This is a genomic window from Streptomyces sp. NPDC050549 (assembly GCF_040655035.1).
In the GTDB taxonomy this organism is placed as follows: domain Bacteria; phylum Actinomycetota; class Actinomycetes; order Streptomycetales; family Streptomycetaceae; genus Streptomyces.
Genome location: NZ_JBFAJD010000044.1, coordinates 44,069 through 61,897 on the forward strand (window position 1 = coordinate 44,069; position 17,829 = coordinate 61,897).

12 protein-coding genes are annotated in these 17,829 nt (G+C 70.9%); 6 read left to right on the forward strand and 6 right to left on the reverse strand.

The window, feature by feature from the left end:
* Positions 1–3 precede the first annotated feature (3 nt).
* The 5 genes from AB0I51_RS40490 to AB0I51_RS40510 form a co-directional block, all read right to left on the reverse strand.
* Positions 4–2,262 carry a bifunctional glycosyltransferase family 2 protein/CDP-glycerol:glycerophosphate glycerophosphotransferase gene (locus AB0I51_RS40490; RefSeq protein ID WP_362983394.1) on the reverse strand — a complete coding sequence of 753 codons (2,259 nt, stop codon included), beginning with the start codon at positions 2,260–2,262 and terminating at the stop codon, positions 4–6.
* Between the two features lie 154 nt (positions 2,263–2,416).
* On the reverse strand, positions 2,417–3,325 hold the full coding sequence (locus AB0I51_RS40495; RefSeq protein WP_019065997.1) for a carbohydrate ABC transporter permease: 909 nt from the start codon (positions 3,323–3,325) through the stop codon (positions 2,417–2,419).
* Positions 3,322–4,662 carry a sugar ABC transporter permease gene (locus tag AB0I51_RS40500; RefSeq protein ID WP_362983395.1) on the reverse strand — a complete coding sequence of 447 codons (1,341 nt, stop codon included), beginning with the start codon at positions 4,660–4,662 and terminating at the stop codon, positions 3,322–3,324. The genes AB0I51_RS40495 and AB0I51_RS40500 overlap by 4 nt, the downstream gene beginning before the upstream one ends.
* 7 nt (positions 4,663–4,669) lie before the next feature.
* The gene (locus tag AB0I51_RS40505; protein WP_362983396.1) at positions 4,670–6,055 is read right to left on the reverse strand and encodes an ABC transporter substrate-binding protein; all 1,386 of its coding nucleotides are present in this window, start codon (positions 6,053–6,055) and stop codon (positions 4,670–4,672) included.
* Between the two features lie 155 nt (positions 6,056–6,210).
* Positions 6,211–9,774, reverse strand: a complete 3,564-nt coding sequence (locus tag AB0I51_RS40510; RefSeq protein WP_362983397.1) for an FHA domain-containing protein — start codon at positions 9,772–9,774, stop codon at positions 6,211–6,213.
* A 349-nt stretch (positions 9,775–10,123) separates the two neighbouring features.
* On the opposite strand from AB0I51_RS40510, the gene AB0I51_RS40515 reads away from it, so the two are divergent.
* The 4 genes from AB0I51_RS40515 to AB0I51_RS40530 all read left to right on the forward strand — a co-directional run bounded on the left by AB0I51_RS40515 (position 10,124) and on the right by AB0I51_RS40530 (position 15,605).
* On the forward strand, positions 10,124–11,818 hold the full coding sequence (locus AB0I51_RS40515; RefSeq protein WP_362983398.1) for a serine/threonine-protein kinase: 1,695 nt from the start codon (positions 10,124–10,126) through the stop codon (positions 11,816–11,818).
* A 145-nt stretch (positions 11,819–11,963) separates the two neighbouring features.
* Positions 11,964–13,205, forward strand: coding sequence for a serine/threonine-protein kinase (locus AB0I51_RS40520; RefSeq protein WP_362983399.1), 1,242 nt, complete (start codon positions 11,964–11,966; stop codon positions 13,203–13,205).
* Positions 13,206–13,554: 349 nt separating this feature from the next.
* Positions 13,555–14,661: a peptide chain release factor 2 gene (gene prfB / locus AB0I51_RS40525; protein ID WP_093627227.1), complete on the forward strand. Its 1,107-nt coding sequence runs from the start codon at positions 13,555–13,557 to the stop codon at positions 14,659–14,661.
* Between the two features lie 323 nt (positions 14,662–14,984).
* A complete protein-coding gene (locus AB0I51_RS40530; protein ID WP_362983400.1) occupies positions 14,985–15,605 on the forward strand; it encodes a hypothetical protein in 621 nt (206 codons plus the stop codon).
* Between the two features lie 96 nt (positions 15,606–15,701).
* Here AB0I51_RS40530 and AB0I51_RS40535 read toward each other — a convergent pair whose 3' ends face one another.
* Positions 15,702–15,893, reverse strand: a complete 192-nt coding sequence (locus AB0I51_RS40535; RefSeq protein WP_043679302.1) for a hypothetical protein — start codon at positions 15,891–15,893, stop codon at positions 15,702–15,704.
* Positions 15,894–16,144: 251 nt separating this feature from the next.
* On the opposite strand from AB0I51_RS40535, the gene ftsE reads away from it, so the two are divergent.
* Together ftsE and ftsX are read left to right on the forward strand one after the other, a co-directional pair.
* Positions 16,145–16,834 carry a cell division ATP-binding protein FtsE gene (ftsE, locus tag AB0I51_RS40540; RefSeq protein ID WP_019065989.1) on the forward strand — a complete coding sequence of 230 codons (690 nt, stop codon included), beginning with the start codon at positions 16,145–16,147 and terminating at the stop codon, positions 16,832–16,834.
* Positions 16,835–16,889: 55 nt separating this feature from the next.
* Positions 16,890–17,807 (forward strand): permease-like cell division protein FtsX, encoded by a 918-nt coding sequence (ftsX, locus tag AB0I51_RS40545; RefSeq protein ID WP_019065988.1) that lies wholly within the window; start codon positions 16,890–16,892, stop codon positions 17,805–17,807.
* Positions 17,808–17,829: the final 22 nt, after the last annotated feature.

The window sequence follows — 17,829 nt, forward strand, 5'->3', positions numbered from 1 at the left end:
CGTTCAGAGGCGGTCGGTGACGGGCTGGGAGGCCGTGGGCTGCGGCACGGTGGCGAGTGGGGAGCGTGTGAGGCTCGCGGCGGCCGACGGGACCGGGTGGCGGTCGGCGAGCGGGACGACCGGCGGGAGGTCTCTCTCGCCCAACACCACGTGGCGTACGACCCGTTCGGCGGCGCGGCCGTCGTCGTAGGGGCAGAAGCGCTCGCGGAACGCGGTGCGCAGCTGGGTCGAGCGGGAGCCGCGCCAGTGGTCGGTCGCGAAGATGTCGATCAGCTCGTCCTCGCTGCGCGCGACCGCGCCCGGCGGGAAGGCGCGCAGGTCGAAGTAGGTGCCGCGGGCCGCCTCGTAGGCCTCCCAGTCGTCGGCGTGGATGACGATCGGGCGGTCGAGGTTGGCGTAGTCGAACATCAGGGACGAGTAGTCGGTGACCAGCGCGTCCGAGGCCAGGCAGAGCGATTCGACGCTGGGGTGGTCGGTGACGTCGATGATCCGGCCGGACGCGGGGGCGAGGGGGCCCTCGTGCCAGTAGTGGGCGCGGGCCAGCACGACGAAGCGCGGGCCGAGGCGGCGCAGTACGCGGTCGAGGTCGAGGTGGGCGCGCTGGACGCGGCGGTAGTCGCGGTGGGTCGGCGCGTAGAGGAGCGCGATCGCGTCCTGCGGGATGCCGAGCGACTCGCGCAGGCGGTGCACGTCGGCCGAAGTCGCCTGCTGGAACACGTCGTTGCGGGGATAGCCGTAGGCGAGCGTGGTGTAGCTGCCGGGGTAGACCCGCTCCCAGGTCAGGGTGGTGTGGCGGTTGGGGGACAGGACGTGGTCCCACTTGTCGACGCCCTTGAGGAGTTCGCCGAAGTCCATGTCCCGTGCGGCGGCCGGGCGTTCCTGGAGGTCGAGGCCCATGTGCTTGAGCGGGGTGCCGTGCTGGGTCTGGATCAGCACCTGGCCGGGGCGCTTGACCAGCCGGCGGTCGAAGTTGACGTTGTTCACCAGGTACTTGGAGCGGGCGAGCGCGGTCCAGTAGGCGACCGTGTTCGGGCGCAGCCTGCGGGTGGCGGCCGGGATCGTGTGGTGGTGCTCGGGGCGGGCGATCCACGCGGTGCGGATGTGCGGGGCGTGGGTGCGGAACGCGGTCTCCAGCGCGCCCGGGTTGCAGCTGTGGCCGCGCCCCCAGTAGGCGGCGAACACCGCGCGATCCCGTAGCGGGAGCCGGAGTTGGACGTGGTAGTGGAGCTGGAGCACCGCCGCTTTGAGGTTGCGCATCAGCTTGGCGGTGAGTTTCACCGCCCGCCGCCGCCAGCTCATCGCCTTCTGCACGGCCCGGAACGTGCGGTGCACGCCGAAGTGCACGAACGTGTGCCGCATCCGGGTACGCAGCGGGACCGAGGTGCCCGGGATGCGGTAACGGCGGTAGTGGGCACGGGCTTTGCGCAGGAACTCGGCGCGGGTGCCGCGCGGCAGCCGGTCCGGCTTGGTGAACACCGTCGCCAGATGGTCGACCATGCGGCGGAACAACACCGGCCGCCACTGGGCGAGTTCGGGGCGCGCGTCGACGAACGCGAAGACCCGGTCGTACTGGTCGAAGACGTCGAAGTGCTTACGGCTGGTGGTGCCGAGGATGTTGCCCTGGCGGCGCTGGCGGTAGTGGACGCAGACCCGGTCGAGGGTCGCGATCGTCTCCGCCGCCATCAGCACCGGGTAGGTCCACGGGGTGTCCTCGTAGTAGCCGGGCGGGAAGGCGAAGCCCTCGCGCTCGACGAACTCCCGGCGGTACGCCTTGTTCCAGGCGACCATGATGACGCGAAGCAGGCCGGGGCGGTCCTCCAGCCGGAAGGGGGCCGGGCCCTGTTCGGTCAACTGGGCGGCGACCTTGTTGCGTTGGGCCTCCCCGGACCAGTAGGTGCGGGCGTAGTCGAAGACGAGGACGTCGGGTTCGCCGGTCTCCTTGACGCGGTCGGCGATCGACCGCAGCGCGTCGGGCGTGAGCGTGTCGTCGCTGTCGAGGAAGACCAGATAGTCGCCGGTCGCCTGTTCCAGGCCCGCGTTGCGGGCGCGGCCGAGGCCCTGGTTCTCGGGGAGGTGGAGGGCGCGTACGCGGGCGTCTCGGGCCGCGAACTCGTCGATGATCGCGCCGCAGGCGTCCGGCGAGCAGTCGTCGACCGCGATCAGCTCCAGATCGGGATACGACTGGGAGAGCACCGATTCCAGGCATTCGTGCAGGTACGCCTGGACCTTGTACGCGGGGACAATGACACTGAACCTGGGCAAGGGACATCCATGGGTCGGTCGGCGCGGGCGTTCTGCCCGGGAACGGCCGATGGAGTGACTTGGTTACGCCGTGTACGGCATACGGGGGACGCGCGGTGAACGCGAAGGGGCGGGCCGGTGACGGCCCACCCCTTGAACTATGTGCGGTTTATAGCTATTTGACCGCGCCCGCCATGACGCCGGACACGAACTGCCGCTGGAACGCGAAGAACACGGCCAGCGGGATCACCATGGAGATGAACGCGCCGGGTGCCAGCACGTCGATGTTGTTGCCGAACTGGCGTACCTGGGTCTGCAGTGCGACCGTGATCGGCTGGGTGCTGGACTTGGTGAAAACCAGCGCGACCAGCATGTCGTTCCACACCCACAGGAACTGGAAGATGCCCAGGCTCGCGATCGCGGGCCCGCCGAGCGGCATCACGACCCGGGCGAACAGGCGTAGTTCACCGGCTCCGTCCAGCCGGGCCGCCTCCAGCAACTCGCGCGGGATCTCCGCGAAGAAGTTCCGCAGCAGGAACACCGCGAACGGCAGACCGTAGCCCACATGGAACAGGATCACCCCGAAGATGGTCCCGAACAGGCCGATCTTTCCGAAGAGTTCGGCGATCGGGATCAGCGCCACCTGCACCGGCACGACCAACAGGCTGACCACGCCCAGGAACCACCAGTCGCGGCCCGGGAACTCCATCCACGCGAACGCATAGCCCGCGAGCGCGCCGATCACCACGACCAGGATCGTCGCCGGGACGGTGATCAGGACGGTGTTCCACAGCGAGCTGGTGATGTCGCTGTTCTCCAGGAGCGTCTTGTAGCTGTGGAAGGTGAGTTGGGAGGGCTGGCTGAATACCTTCCACCAGCCGCTCGCGTTCATGTCCTCCGGGCTGCGCAGCGAGGACAGCAACAGCCCGATCGTCGGCACCAGCCAGAACAGGCCGACGAGGATCAGGAACACCCGGACCAGCCCGCCGCTCGCCGCCGCCGCGAGCCGCCCACCGAGCGACTCCCGCGCCTTGACGACCTCAACAGGCCCTGTCTTTCCCAGAGTTCCGGCATCTGTCGTCATCGCCGCACCTCCCGCCTGAGCCGGCGAACGTTGAACAGCATCACCGGAATCACCAGCAGGAGCAGGAACACCGAAATCGCGCTGGCGATCCCCGGCTGGCCCTCCGAGAAGCCCTTTCGGTACAGCTCAAGGGCGAGCACGTTGGCGTCGTCCTGCGAGGAGCCCGGGGCGATGATGAAGACCAGGTCGAAGATCTTCAGCACATTGATCATCAACGTGACGACGACGACCGCGAGCACCGGTGCGAGGAGCGGCACCGTGACCCGCCGGAACACCTGCCACTCATTGGCGCCGTCGACCCGCGCCGCCTCCAGCAACTCCCTTGGCACACCCGCGAGTCCGGCCGCGATCAGCACCATCGCGAACCCGGCCCACATCCACACGTACGACCCGATGATGGCCGGCGTGACCAGCGACGGGCCCAGCCACTCGACGCCGTTGTACGGCTGCTTGAAGTTGCTTGCCGGGAGCCGGAGTTGGGACCCGTCGGCGCTCGCGGGCAGTGTGAAGGTGCCGTCGCCCGCGGCCTTCGTCGAGGCGACCACCTTGCCGTCCTTGACGGCCTCGATGCGCATCCCGCCGTAGCCGAGCTCGGACGGGTCGACCGCGCCGAGCTTGCCGACGCCCTTGCCGCGGGTGAAGTCCTGCCAGGTCGTGCCGGTGATCTTCCCCGGCTCGGGCCCGGCCGCCACGGCCTTCTTCGCGCTGTCGGGCATCTGGTCGGGGGCGACGCCGACCAGCGGGAGCGTGACGGTCCGGCCGGTGTGGACCGTCGTACTGGTGATGAAGCCACCGTGGTCCGCCTTCAGCGGGGACTGGCGGCCCGGGTGGGCGTTGGGGAACGCCGACGACGAGACGAACGTGTCGTGGATGCCGACCCACACCGCGTTGGCGACGCCCTTGTGCGGGTCCTGGTCGTAGACGAGCCGGAAGATGATGCCGGCGGCGAGCATCGAGATCGCCATCGGCATGAAGACGACCAGCTTGAACGCCGTTCCCCAGCGCACCCGTTCGGTCAGCACCGCGAAGATCAGACCGAGGGCGGTGGCGACAGTCGGCGCGAAGATCACCCAGATGATGTTGTTCTTCAGGGCGGTGCGGATGCCGTCGTCGGTGAACAGGGCCTTGTAGTTGTCGAATCCGGCGAAACCGTCGCCGGCCTGGTTGCCGAAGCTGCGGACCAGCGAGTACCCGATCGGGTAGACCACGAGCGCGCCCAGCAGCACCAGGGCGGGCAGCAGGAACAGCACTGCCACGGTCCTGCGGGTGCCGGTCACGCTCTTGCGGTTGCGGGGAGGGACGGAGGCCTGGGGGGCCTCCGCCGCTGCCGATGCCATCTCGGGCTCAGCTCCCGCTCGCGTACGCCGCCGCCGCGTCCTTCTCCAACTGCGCCTGCGTGCCAGCGATGTTCGTCGGGTTCTTCAGGAAGTCCTGGAGGTCCTTCCACTCGCCCTTGCCCGGGGTACCGCCGAAGGACTGCGGGGCCTGGTCGGACATGTCGAAGCGGAAGTCGTCACCGGCCGCGATCAGCGACTTGGCGATCGTCCGCTGCACCGCGTTCGGGTACGCCGAGTCCGGCACGTTCTTGTTCGGGGAGAGATAGCCGCCCAGCTTCGCCTGGATCGTCGCCGCGTCCGGCGAGGCCAGGAACGTGGCCAGCGCCTGGGCCGCCTTGGAGTCCTTCAGGATGACGGCCGCGTCGCCGCCGGAGACCACCGGCGCGGTGGAGCCCACCGACGGGAACGGGAACACCTTGGCGTCGGTGCCCACCTTCGCCTTCGTCTCACCGATGTTGACCTGTACGAAGTCGCCCTCGTAGACCATCGCGGACTTCGGCTGGTCGCCGCCGGTGAAGGTCTGGGTGACCGAGGCGGGGAACTCGGTCTGCAGCGCGCCGTTCTGACCGCCCGCGATGTACGCCTTCTTGCCCCAGATCTGGGCCAGCGTGGTCAGCGCCTCCTTCACGGAGGGGTCCGTCCACTTGATCTTGTGCTGGGCGAGCTGGTCGTACTTCTCCGGGCCCGCCTGCGACAGATACACGTTCTCGAACCAGTCGGTGAGCGGCCAGCCGTCCGCGCCCGCGATCGAGAAGGGGGTGACCCCGGAGTCGTAGACCGTCTGCGCGGTGGTCAGCAACTCCTGCCAGGTCTTGGGTTCCTTGGCGCCCGCGTTCGCGAAGACCTTGGCGTTGTACCAGATCAGCGACTTGTTGGCGGCCTTGTAGTAGACGCCGTACTGCTTGCCGCCGACCTTGCCGATGTCCTGCCAGCCCTGCGAGTAGTTCTTCTGCAACTCCGCGAGCGCCTCGGGTCCGAGGGGCTTGGCCCACTTCTTGTCGACGGCCTGTTTGATGGCGCCGGGCTGCGGGAGCATCGCGACGTCCGGCGGCTGGCCGCCCGCGATCTTCGAGCCGAGGAAGTTGATGATCGGGTCCTGGGCGGGCACGAAGGTGACCTTGGCACCCGTGCGCTTCTCGAACTCCGCGAGGACCGTCTTGAAGTTCTTCTGCTCGGCACCCGTCCACACGGCGGCCACTTCGAGGCTCTGGCCGTTCAGTTTGGGGAGGGTCACCGTGCCGGTGCTCTCCGAAGGGGTGCTGGACTTGCCGCTGTCGCTCTTGTTGTCGCTGCCTCCACAGGCGGTCAGCGAGAGCGCCAGTGCCCCCGCGGCGACAACTGCCGCTGTACGTACGGTGGTACGTGTCCGGATTGTGCTGCTCGTGCTGCGCATCACTGCCCCGTTCTTCGTTCCTCGTCGAACGCTCGAACGCTTCCGTGCGCACTGGTCTACGCCCGGTGCTTGAACGCGGCAAGATGGCGTCCGCTGTCAAGGCCGGGATCGTGACTGGGTCGTGACGTGGGGTTGTGTGGGCAATCTGTGAACGATCAGAGGAGTGACGGGACCTCCGCCGCCGACACCGAACGTGTCGCCCGCTCCAGCGCGCTGGCCAGGAGCGCCAAGTCCGTGGGCCCGTTGCCCAGTTCGCGGACCGGGCGGCGGGCCGGGGGGTCGCCCATCCGCTGCCACTCCAGCGGCACGACCGTGGGGCGGAGCGTCGCCGTGCGCGGGATACGGCCCGTCACGCGACCGCCCTGGAAAGGCGTGCTCCGGCCGTCCGGGAGGGTCAGGCGACCGCGGCCGGGCGCCGGTTCCTCCGGACCCTGGGTCGTCGGGTCGAGGGTGACCCGGAGCGTGGCGTGCCGGGCGGGTTCCGTCTCGGCGGTACGGGCGTCCAGCGCGGCGGCCGCCACCAGGTGCACGCCGAGCCGCTCGCCCTCGCGGGCCACCGCCTCCAGCGCGCGTATGACCGAACCGGCTGCGGGGCGGCCCGGAGAGCCCAACGGCGGCTTCACCAGGGCGTCCAGGTCGTCGACGACCACCACCAGCCGGGGCAACGGCGGTGCCGCCTCCGTCTGTTGCCGGGCCGCCGCCGGGCGCAGCCGGATCGTCGAACTCGTGGGACTCTCCAGATCCCCGGCACCGGACGTGCCCCGCTGGGCGACGATCCGGCCCGACACCTCGTGCCGGGAGTGCCACTCGGCGAAGCCGATCCGGCCCAGCAGCTCGGCCCGCCGCTTCAGCTCCGCGCTCAGGGACTGCGCGAACTCCCGCATCCGCACCGGGTCGTTGGCCGTGAGATGGGTGGTGACATGCGGTACGTCCGTGCAGACCCGCAGGCCCTCGCCGTGACCGCTGCTCGCGCCGACACTGTCCCGGCCGTCGATCAGCACGATGCCCAGCCGGTCGGGACGCTCGGCCGCCGCGAGCGAGGCGACCACCGCCCGCAGCGACTCCGTACGCCCGCTGCCCGGCGGGCCCTCGATCAGCAGATGCGGTCCCTCGGCGGCGAGGTCCGCGCTGACCGGCCCGCGCGGTCCGGCCCCGAACACCGCCCAGGCCCGGCCGCCGAGCGCGTCCTTGTCGTCACCCGCGTCCGCCCAACGCGCCAGCAGGGACGCCGGGGTGGCCCGGGCCAGCCCCAACTCGTCCAGCAGCCGCGCCGATTGGGGCAACGGCGCAGACACACGCGCGTGCCGCTCGCCGACGGGACCGTCCGCCCTGAGCGGCGCCAACGCCCGCGCGAACCGCTCGGCCCACGCGAGCGAGACCGCGTCCACGGCGGCTACGGTGCCTTCGCCGACGGGGCCCACGGGAGTGGAGTCCGCCGAACGGGAATCGGACACGTGCGAGGCGGGCGCACCAGGGCGTCCCTCCGCCGTACCGGGCTGCTGCGCCTTGTCGTGCGCGACCCGCAGCAGCCGCAGCGCCGTCGCCACGTCACCGCTGAGCAGCGCGACCGCGCCGCACTCCCGGAACGTCGGCGCCGCCGCGCAGGCCGCCTCGTAGGTCTCCGTCACCGGTGACGTGGGCGAGGCCGCCTCCGTCTCGGCGAGGCACACGACGTGGATGCCCGCCCGGGGCCCGTCGTGGGCCAGCCGCGCAACCGCCTCGCGCACATCGGCCCCACCGGGGTCACCGTCCACCACCAGCACGGTGTACGGCCCCGTGAACCCGTCCGCCGAACCGTCCCCGTCGTCGGTGCGGGCCCAGGAGGGGCGGTGTACGGCCCCGCGCACGGCGTCGGCGGCCTCGGACGAACGGGGCCGGGTGGCGCCGGAGCCCGGGTCGTCGAAAGCGTGCGGGCCGGGTGCGCCGGAGCGGTCGTGATGGGCGTCGTCGGTGGTTGAGTACGCGGTGGAGGCGCTCACGGCCGGCCGGTGACGGTCCTCCGGATGCCGTGCGGCGCCGGACCGTCCCTCCGCGGGACCGCGCTGCGCGCCGATCCCCGGCGTACGCCGGCCGGCGTCGAGGGAGCTCCCGTAGGTGGCCCTCGGCCGGCCCCCGACGTGCGTGTCCGTGGCGTGGTCCTCCAGGCGCCGCAGGAGTTCGTCGGTGCGGGCCGTGGCCTGTTCGCGGTCGTAGGCCAGCAGCAGGCGGCAGTCCTGGCCGTGCCCGGGGCGCAGATGCGGCAGCCAGCCGAGCCAGGACCACTCGGCGGTCCGCTCGGCCGCCGAACGCGCCCGGTCCGTGCTGATCAGCACGATCTCCAGGGCGTCGGGCGAGTGCAGCGCGGCGAGCTGCGCCACCACCGCGCGGGCCAGCCCGGAGAGCCGCGCGCGCGGACCGGCCAGGCCCAGCGCGCCGACCTCGCGGAGCCCGGAGGTCACCGGCACCGCGGGCAGCAGCGCCGAGCCGTCCGGTGTCGCCCGGTCGGCGGTGCCCAGCCGGACGGTGAGCGCCTCGGGATGACCGGGGCCGCGCTCCCACAGCCGGGGTCCCGGACCCAGGGCGGTGAGCAGCAGGGCGGCCGGATCGGGCCAGGTGTCCGGCTGCTGGGCGGGCACGGGCGGGGTCGGCGCGTTCTTGCCGGCGCCCTCCCCGTCGGAGGAGTCGTGGGAATCGCCGTACGGGATGTCGTACGAGGAATCGGGGTCCTCGGCGGGTGACTCACCGCGTGCGCCCGTGAGGCGGCGGGCCCACTTGCCGATGCCGCCGCGCCTGCGCACACCCTGCGGCACCTCGGTGCCCCTGAGGGGGGTGCCCTTGCGTCCGTCGTCGCCGGGTTCGTCGCGCGCGCGGATGCGGGAGGTCGTCGTCCGCGCGGAGAACGATTCCTCGGCGCGCTCGTCCCCGGGGCCCTCGCCGAGTGCCCCGAAGCGGCCTGCGTGGGTGTCCCCGCCGTCGGGGACCACGCGGTGCTCGATGCTCGGGGCGGCACCCTGGCCGGGCACCACGGGCGGCTGCGCGCGGAGGACCGCGGGGGTGCCGGGGGACACGCGCACGTGGCCCTCGCCGTCGGGGGTTGTCTCGGCGCGCGCTCCCGGGCCGCCGGACGGGGTCAGCCGCAGGGCCGACTCGCCGATCCGCAGCAGCGCGCCCGGGGCGAAGCGCACCGGGCGGGTGCCCACGCGCGTGCCCGCCAGTGTGGTGCCGTTCGTCGAGCCCAGGTCGGCGACCGAGACCCGGCCGCCGGGGTCGACCGTGACCGCGCAGTGCAGCCGGGAGACGTCCGGGTCGTCCAGCGGGACGTCGGCGTCGGCGGAGCGGCCGATGTGGATCTGGCCGCCGTGCAGGAGATGCACCCCGCCCGCGTCCGGGCCCGCGACCACATGGAGCTGGGTCGGGGCGTCGTCCAGCTCCGGGTGTGCCTCGGGCTCGGCGGGGGCGCCCAGGGAGAGCACAGCGCCGTCCGTCAGCGGGGGTTCGCCGAGCGTGCAGCGCTGGGTGTCCAGGCGCTCCACGCCCGCGTAGAGCACGATCGGGGCTCCGGACTCACGGCTCCGCTCGGGCGCGGACGGGTCGGCGGAGACCGCCGAGGCCAGCGCCGACGCCACTGCGGCCAGGGCCGTGCCGGCGGGCGCGGTGACCAGCACGTCGCAGCTCGCGGAGCGGCCCCGCGGCTGCGCGGGCGGCCCCAGCGGGTCTACGACGGTCAGCCGGATCTGCATCGCCGTCAGCGGTCCCTTCTGCCTGCCCGGGCGCGGATTTCCCCCCACCCCAACACGAGCACATCGGCCAGTTCTGCAGGCATCCTCGCACCTGCCACTGACAACGCGCCCGGGGCCCGGCAGCAAGTGATCTTGATTGGTCAGCTCTGTCCCCAAAAGTGCCTGACCAGTGCCGCACCGGTGATCGAGTGAGACCGGTCATGTCCGGCTTCGGTGACCATTGGGGCAACCGGGAGACCGGGGTGAGCGTCTTTCCTTCGAACATGTACGGCGATGCTTACGTAGGTAGCCCCAAGAGGGGCGGCACTACAGTGGACCGGAACACAGGCAAGCAGCAGGGAGCGCAGACGTGCGGCCGGTAGGCAGCAAGTACCTCCTGGAGGAGCCGCTCGGACGCGGCGCCACGGGCACCGTCTGGCGGGCCCGCCAGCGTGAGACCGCGGGCGCCGAGGCGGCCGTCCAGGGTCAGCCCGGTGAGACCGTCGCGATCAAGGTCCTCAAGGAAGAACTCGCGAGCGATCCCGACATCGTGATGCGGTTCCTCCGCGAGCGGTCGGTGCTGCTGCGCCTGACCCACCCGAACATCGTCCGGGTCCGCGACCTGGTCGTCGAGGGCGATCTCCTGGCGCTCGTCATGGACATCGTCGAGGGCCCCGACCTCCACCGGTACCTGCGCGAGAACGGCCCCTTCAGCCCGGTCGGCGCCGCGCTGCTCACCGCGCAGATCGCCGACGCGCTCGCCGCCAGCCACGCCGACGGCGTCGTCCACCGCGACCTGAAGCCGGCGAACGTCCTGCTCAAGCAGGACGGCGGCCAGATGCACCCGATGCTCACCGACTTCGGCATCGCCCGCCTCGCCGACTCCCCGGGCCTGACCCGCACCCACGAGTTCGTCGGCACACCCGCGTACATCGCGCCGGAGTCCGCCGAGGGCCGCCCGCAGACCTCCGCCGTGGACATCTACGGCGCCGGCATCCTGATGTACGAGCTGGTCACCGGCCACCCGCCGTTCTCCGGCGGCTCCGCCCTCGAAGTCCTGCACCAGCACCTCAGCGCCGAACCGCGCCGTCCCTCGACCGTCCCCGACCCGCTGTGGACGGTCATCGAGCGCTGCCTGCGCAAGAACCCGGACGAACGGCCCAGCGCCGAGAACCTCGCCCGCGGCCTGCGTACCGTCGCCGAGGGCATCGGCGTGCACGCGAACTCCGCGCAGATCGCCGCCGCCGAGAACGTCGGCAGGCTGCTGGCGCCCGACCCGGCCCCCGCGGCCGTACCGGGCGTACCCGGCGCCGCCGACCCGACGCAGGTCCTCTCGCACGGCGCGGGCGGCTTCGACCCGAACGCGGCGACCAGCGTCCTCCCGCACACCGGCGGCCCGCTGGGTGCCGCCGACCCGACCACCGTGCTGCCGAACCGGGGCGCGGCCGACCCCACCACGGTCATGCCGCAGAACCCGTACGGCCAGCAGGGACAACAGGGCCAGCAGAACCAGTCCGGCCCCGGCCCCGAGCAGCCGCACCCCTGGCAGAACCAACTGCGCGCCGCCCGCGACCGCAACGAACAGACGCAGTTCCAGCCCTACCTCGACCCGGGCGAGGACCCGCTGCGCCGCCGCCCCCAGCGCCAGGTCTCCCGCCCGCAGCAGCAGCCGCAGCAGCCCCGACGGGCCGCCCAGCAGCGCCCGCAGCAGCGGCCCTCACAGCGCCAGCAACCGCAGCAGGGCTACGGCTATCCGCAGCAGCAACAGCCGCAGCAGTACGCCCCGCCGAGGCAGCCCCAGCAGCAGCGGCCCCAGGAACCGGCGCGCGAGCCCCGGCAGCCGCGGCAGCGCAGCGCCAACCCGATGAAGATCCCCGGGCTCGGCTGCCTGAAGGGCTGCCTTTTCACGATCATTCTGCTGTTCGTCGCGGGCTGGCTGGTCTGGGAGCTGACCCCGCTGCAGGACTGGATCGGCACCGGCAGGAGCTACTGGCGGGAGATCAGCCACGTCGTCGGCCAGGTGAGCGGCTGGGTCAAGGATCTGAGTTCCGCCGGGGGCAACTGACCGCTGGCCGACGGCCGTAAAGCCCCAAGTCCGGCGTTGTGTTGGTGATTTGTCGACACCCAGTGGGTGATTTCCGCCTCCGCGGTGAAGGTTGGCTCATCCGACGCGTAGTTTTAACGACAACACGCGTCTGGATGGAGCAGTCTTGGCACGGAAGATCGGCAGCCGGTACACCGCCAACCAGATCCTGGGGCGGGGCAGCGCCGGCACGGTGTGGCTGGGCGAGGGTCCCGAGGGGCCCGTCGCCGTCAAGCTGCTGCGCGAGGACCTCGCGTCCGACCAGGAGCTCGTCGGCCGCTTCGTGCAGGAGCGCACCGCCCTGCTCGGCCTGGAGCACCCGAACATCGTGTCCGTACGGGACCTGGTCGTCGACGGCAACGACCTCGCCCTCGTCATGGACCTGGTCCGCGGCACCGACCTGCGCACCCGCCTCGACCGGGAACGCCGGCTCGCCCCCGAGGCGGCGGTCGCGATCGTCGCCGACATCGCGGACGGACTCGCGGCGGCCCACGCGGCCGGCGTCGTGCACCGGGACGTCAAGCCGGAGAACGTGCTCCTCGATATGCAGGGCCCGCTCGGCCCCGGCGGCGCGCACCCCGCGCTGCTGACGGACTTCGGGGTCGCCAAACTCATCGACTCCCCGCGCCGCACCCGTGCCACGAAGATCATCGGCACCCCCGACTACCTCGCCCCCGAGATCGTCGAGGGCCTGCCCCCGCGCGCGGCCGTCGACATCTACGCCCTGGCGACCGTCCTGTACGAACTCCTCGCCGGATTCACCCCGTTCGGCGGCGGTCACCCCGGCGCGGTCCTGCGACGCCATGTCACCGAGACCGTCGTACCGCTGCCCGGGATCCCCGAGGAGCTGTGGGCGCTGCTCGTCCAGTGCCTGGCGAAGGCCCCGGCGTCCCGGCTGCGCGCCTCCGAGCTCGCGGCCCGGTTGCGCGAACAGCTGCCGCTGCTGGCCGGGATGCCCCCGCTGGACGTCGACGAGCCCGACACCGAGCAGGAGGACGCGGAGCCGGAGGAGGCCCCGGTGGCCACGCCCGCGCGCGGCGAGCGGGTACGGCGCGGTGCCGTACCGCTGGTGCCGGGCGCCAAGCCCGCCGACTCCAACCGGGACACCCACACCTCGATGCGCGTACCCGCGCCGGACGAACTCGCCGGCGGGCCGCGCGGCACGGCACGGGCCCCGCGCCCGGCGGGCGCCCCGCGTCCCGGTTCGGCCCGGCACCGGGCGGCGACCCGGCGCAGGCGGCTGACCCTCGGGGCGGCGGCGGTGGCGCTGATCGCGGCGGTGGGGGTCGGTACGTGGGTGGCCACGTCGGGCGACGACTCCGGAGCGAACTCCCCGGACACGAAGAACTCGGCACCGGCTTCGCCTTGAGGGTTCTCGCCCCCGCCGCCCCCACCCGTCCCGTCTCTGGGGGCTGCGCCCCCAGACCCCCGCTTCGGCCCTGAAGGGGCCTCGTCCTCAGACGCCGGACGGGCTGATTGATGCGCCCCAGGATTTGCGGGACCGAGTCGGAGGGACTGGGGTGATGCACTTCTCGGCCGGCCGAATCGGACGGGCTCGAAGTGGGTCACCTCTTGAGAGACCGAGTCGGGTGGTGGGTGGGCACAGTCCGGGGGCCTGGGGGCGGAGCCCCCAGGGACGCCCGCACCGGGCGCCGGTGAGCCAGAGCCCCGTTCCAGCCACGGCGCACCCCGCCTGGCGGAGCCGTTACGCTGGAGGCGTGGCAGTCGTCGATGTATCCGAAGAGCTCAAGTCCCTCTCCTCGACCATGGAGTCGATCGAGGCCGTCCTGGACCTGGACAAGCTGAGGGCAGATGTCGTCGTCCTTGAGGAGCAGGCGGCAGCGCCCTCCCTGTGGGACGACCCGGAGGCGGCGCAGAAGGTCACCAGCAAGCTGAGTCACCTCCAGGCCGAGATCCGCAAGACCGAGGCCCTGCGCGGCCGGATCGACGACCTCTCGGTCCTCTTCGAGATGGCCGAGGAGGAGGACGACCCGGACACCCTCGCCGAGGCGGAGAACGAGCTGGCCGCCGTCAAGAAGGCGCTGGACGAGATGGAGGTCCGCACCCTTCTCTCCGGCGAGTACGACTCCCGCGAGGCCGTCGTCACCATCCGCGCGGAGGCCGGCGGCGTCGACGCCTCCGACTTCGCCGAGAAGCTGCAGCGCATGTACCTGCGCTGGGCCGAGCGCCACGGCTACAAGACGGAGCTCTACGAGACGTCGTACGCGGAAGAGGCCGGCATCAAGTCGACCACCTTCGCCGTGCACGTCCCGTACGCCTACGGCACGCTCTCGGTCGAGCAGGGCACCCACCGCCTGGTGCGGATCTCGCCCTTCGACAACCAGGGGCGCCGTCAGACCTCCTTCGCGGGTGTCGAGATCCTGCCGGTCGTCGAGCAGACCGACCACATCGAGATCGACGAGTCCGAACTGCGCGTCGACGTCTACCGGTCCTCCGGCCCCGGCGGCCAGGGCGTCAACACCACCGACTCCGCGGTCCGACTCACCCACCTCCCCACCGGCATCGTCGTCTCCTGCCAGAACGAGCGCTCGCAGATCCAGAACAAGGCCAGCGCGATGAACGTGCTCCAGGCCAAGCTGCTGGAACGCCGCCGCCAGGAGGAGCAGGCCCGGATGGACGCCCTCAAGGGCGACGGCGGCAACTCCTGGGGCAACCAGATGCGTTCGTACGTCCTGCACCCGTACCAGATGGTCAAGGACCTGCGCACGGAGTACGAAGTGGGTAACCCCGAGGCCGTGTTCAACGGCGAGATCGACGGCTTCCTGGAGGCCGGAATTCGCTGGCGCAAGCAGCAGGAGAAGTAATTCCGCGAGTTGCTTTCGAGTGACTTTGTCGACAAGGCAACTGCCGCCCGCCGGGCGGCAGTTGCCTTTCGCGCATCCGGATGTCCGGGTTTTACATCACACTCACAGGTTCCATCCCCCAGCAAAGAACCCGTAGTTGGACATTGCGCTCGCAACGGCCTTGACGTTGCTGTGAAAAATGGGAAGGGTGAAGCGTGGCATGCGTGTCTCCGGGGCGCATGTGAACCGGGGGAGTCGAGCTTTCGCCAGCCGCTACCCCTGTCGATCACGGCCCCGGACGCCGACGCACCACTGACGACGAGCTACATGGGGGTAGCAACCTAATGACGAAGAAGACGCGGATCCGTGTCGCGCGCATAGCGGCAGGCGCGATCATCGCCGCCGGCGCCTCGCTGACCGCCGCGGGTGCCGCATCGGCGCTCGACCTCACCGCGAGTGTGGACAACAGCGGGATCGCGGTGAACGTCAACGCCGGTCCCGACGACCCGACGAGCGGCCCGGCCTCGACGCCGCCCGCGACCCCGACCGACACGGGCGTCCCGACAGCCCCGGACAGCACGCCGCCGGCCACCCCGCCGTCCACGCCGGTCTCGACGCCTCCCACCGACGAGCCGACCGAGCCCACGGACAACCCCACCGAGCCGACGGACGAGCCCACGACCGACAGCCCGTCGGACGGCAGCACCAGCGGCTCCGGCACCGGCTCCACCGGTGGCAACAACACCGACCCCGACGGCGGCTCCTCCGCCCAGGAGGCCGGCACCTCCGCCCTCACCGACACCGGTTCCGACACCTCGGCCCAGGGCAGCGGTGGCGAGCTGGCCGAGACCGGTGCGGGTCAGACCGCGTTCCTGCTGATCGGCGCCGCGACGATGATCGCCGGCGGCATCGGCTTCCGCGTGCTCCCCCGTCTCGCGAGCGGTCGCGGCGGTACGGCTGCCTGACGGTAGCCGTCCTCCTACGGACCGTACGCACGTCGTACGACGAAGGGCCCGGAGCTTGTCGCTCCGGGCCCTTCTGCGTGTTCTCGTCCAGGCCGCCTACGCGGTCTGGTGCGCCACCAGCGCCAGCGCCGCGATCAGCACCGCGAGCAGGGCGATCAACGCCATGGGGTTGAGATTGCCCCACGGGTTCTCCTGCTGCAGCCGCTCGCGGTTCGCGCGGCAGACGGGACAGCGGCCCTCGTTCACGGGCGCCGCGCAGTTCGCGCACACCAACCGGTCGTACGTCATGCGCTCGCCCTCCTTGCACCGGCTTTCACAGACACAACGCCTCGGGAAACCAGAACGTTCCCCCTCCACTGTGCCAGGTTCCGCGGGATTCGGCGCGGCTCGCCTTATCCTGCCCCGACCCTGTGCGTTCCAGCCCTTCAAATCCGCGACAAAACGTGCAAGCCTCGCACAACCCTGGAGGGCGACTGCGCGGGCACACCCAGGTCGCGTATGGTCACGCTCACCTACCCCCGGCTACCCGTGGTGCTCCCGTGATCCGATTCGACAGTGTCTCCAAGGTCTACCCCAAGCAGACCCGCCCCGCTCTCAGGGACGTCTCCCTGGAAGTGGAGAAGGGCGAGTTCGTGTTCCTCGTGGGGTCCTCCGGCTCCGGAAAGTCCACCTTCCTGAGGCTGGTCCTCCGCGAGGAGCGGTGCAGCCAGGGCCAGGTGCACGTGCTGGGCAAGGACCTCGCCCGCATCTCCAACTGGAAGGTGCCGCAGATGCGCCGCCAGCTGGGGACCGTCTTCCAGGACTTCCGCCTGCTGCCCAACAAGACGGTCGCCGAGAACGTGGCCTTCGCGCAGGAGGTCATCGGCAAGTCCAAGGGCGAGATCCGCAAGTCCGTGCCCCAGGTGCTCGACCTCGTCGGCCTCGGCGGCAAGGAGGACCGGCGGCCCGGCGAACTCTCCGGTGGTGAGCAGCAGCGCGTGGCCATCGCGAGAGCCTTCGTGAACCGGCCCAAGCTCCTCATCGCGGACGAGCCCACCGGCAACCTCGACCCGCAGACCTCCGTCGGCATCATGAAGCTGCTCGACCGGATCAACCGGACGGGCACCACCGTGGTGATGGCGACGCACGACCAGAACATCGTGGACCAGATGCGCAAGCGCGTCATCGAGCTGGAGGGCGGCCGCCTCGTCCGTGACCAGGCGCGTGGCGTCTACGGCTACCAGCACTGACCGCCGTTCGACCGCCGTCTGATGTCCGTCCACGGAAAGGCCTGAAGAAGCCGCCATGCGCGCCCAGTTCGTACTGTCCGAGATCGGTGTCGGTCTCCGCCGCAACCTGACGATGACCTTCGCGGTCGTCGTCTCCGTAGCCCTGTCCCTGGCCCTCTTCGGCGGCTCGCTGCTGATGAGCGACCAGGTCACCACCATGAAGGGCTACTGGTACGACAAGGTCAACGTCTCGATCTTCCTCTGCAACAAGAGCGACGCCGAGTCCGACCCCAACTGCGCCAAGGGCGCGGTGACCGACGACCAGAAGGCGCAGATCAAGTCCGACCTCGACAAGATGTCGGTCGTCCAGAAGGTCACGTACGAGTCGCAGGACGAGGCGTACAAGCACTACAAGCAGCAGTTCGGCGACTCCCCGCTGGCCAGTTCGCTGACGCCGGACCAGATGCAGGAGTCGTACCGCATCAAGCTCAAGGACCCGCAGAAGTACCAGGTCATCGCGACCGCCTTCGACGGCCGTGACGGCGTCCAGTCGGTGCAGGACCAGAAGGGCATCCTGGACAACCTCTTCGGCCTCCTGAACGGCATGAACTGGGCCGCCCGCGCGGTCATGGCCCTCATGCTCGTCGTCGCCCTGATGCTGATCGTCAACACGGTGCGCGTCTCGGCGTTCAGCCGTCGCCGTGAGACCGGCATCATGCGGCTGGTCGGCGCGTCCGGCTTCTACATCCAGGCCCCGTTCATCATGGAGGCCGCCGTCGCCGGGCTGATCGGCGGCACGGTCGCCTGCGGATTCCTGGTGATCGGCCGGTACTTCATCATCGACCACGGCCTGGACCTGTCCCACAAACTCAATCTGATCAACTTCATCGGCTGGGACGCCGTCCTCACCAAGCTCCCGCTCATCCTCGCGACGAGCCTCCTGATGCCCGCGCTGGCAGCGTTCTTCGCGCTGCGCAAGTACCTCAAGGTGTGACGCATGCCAAGAGGGCCGTACG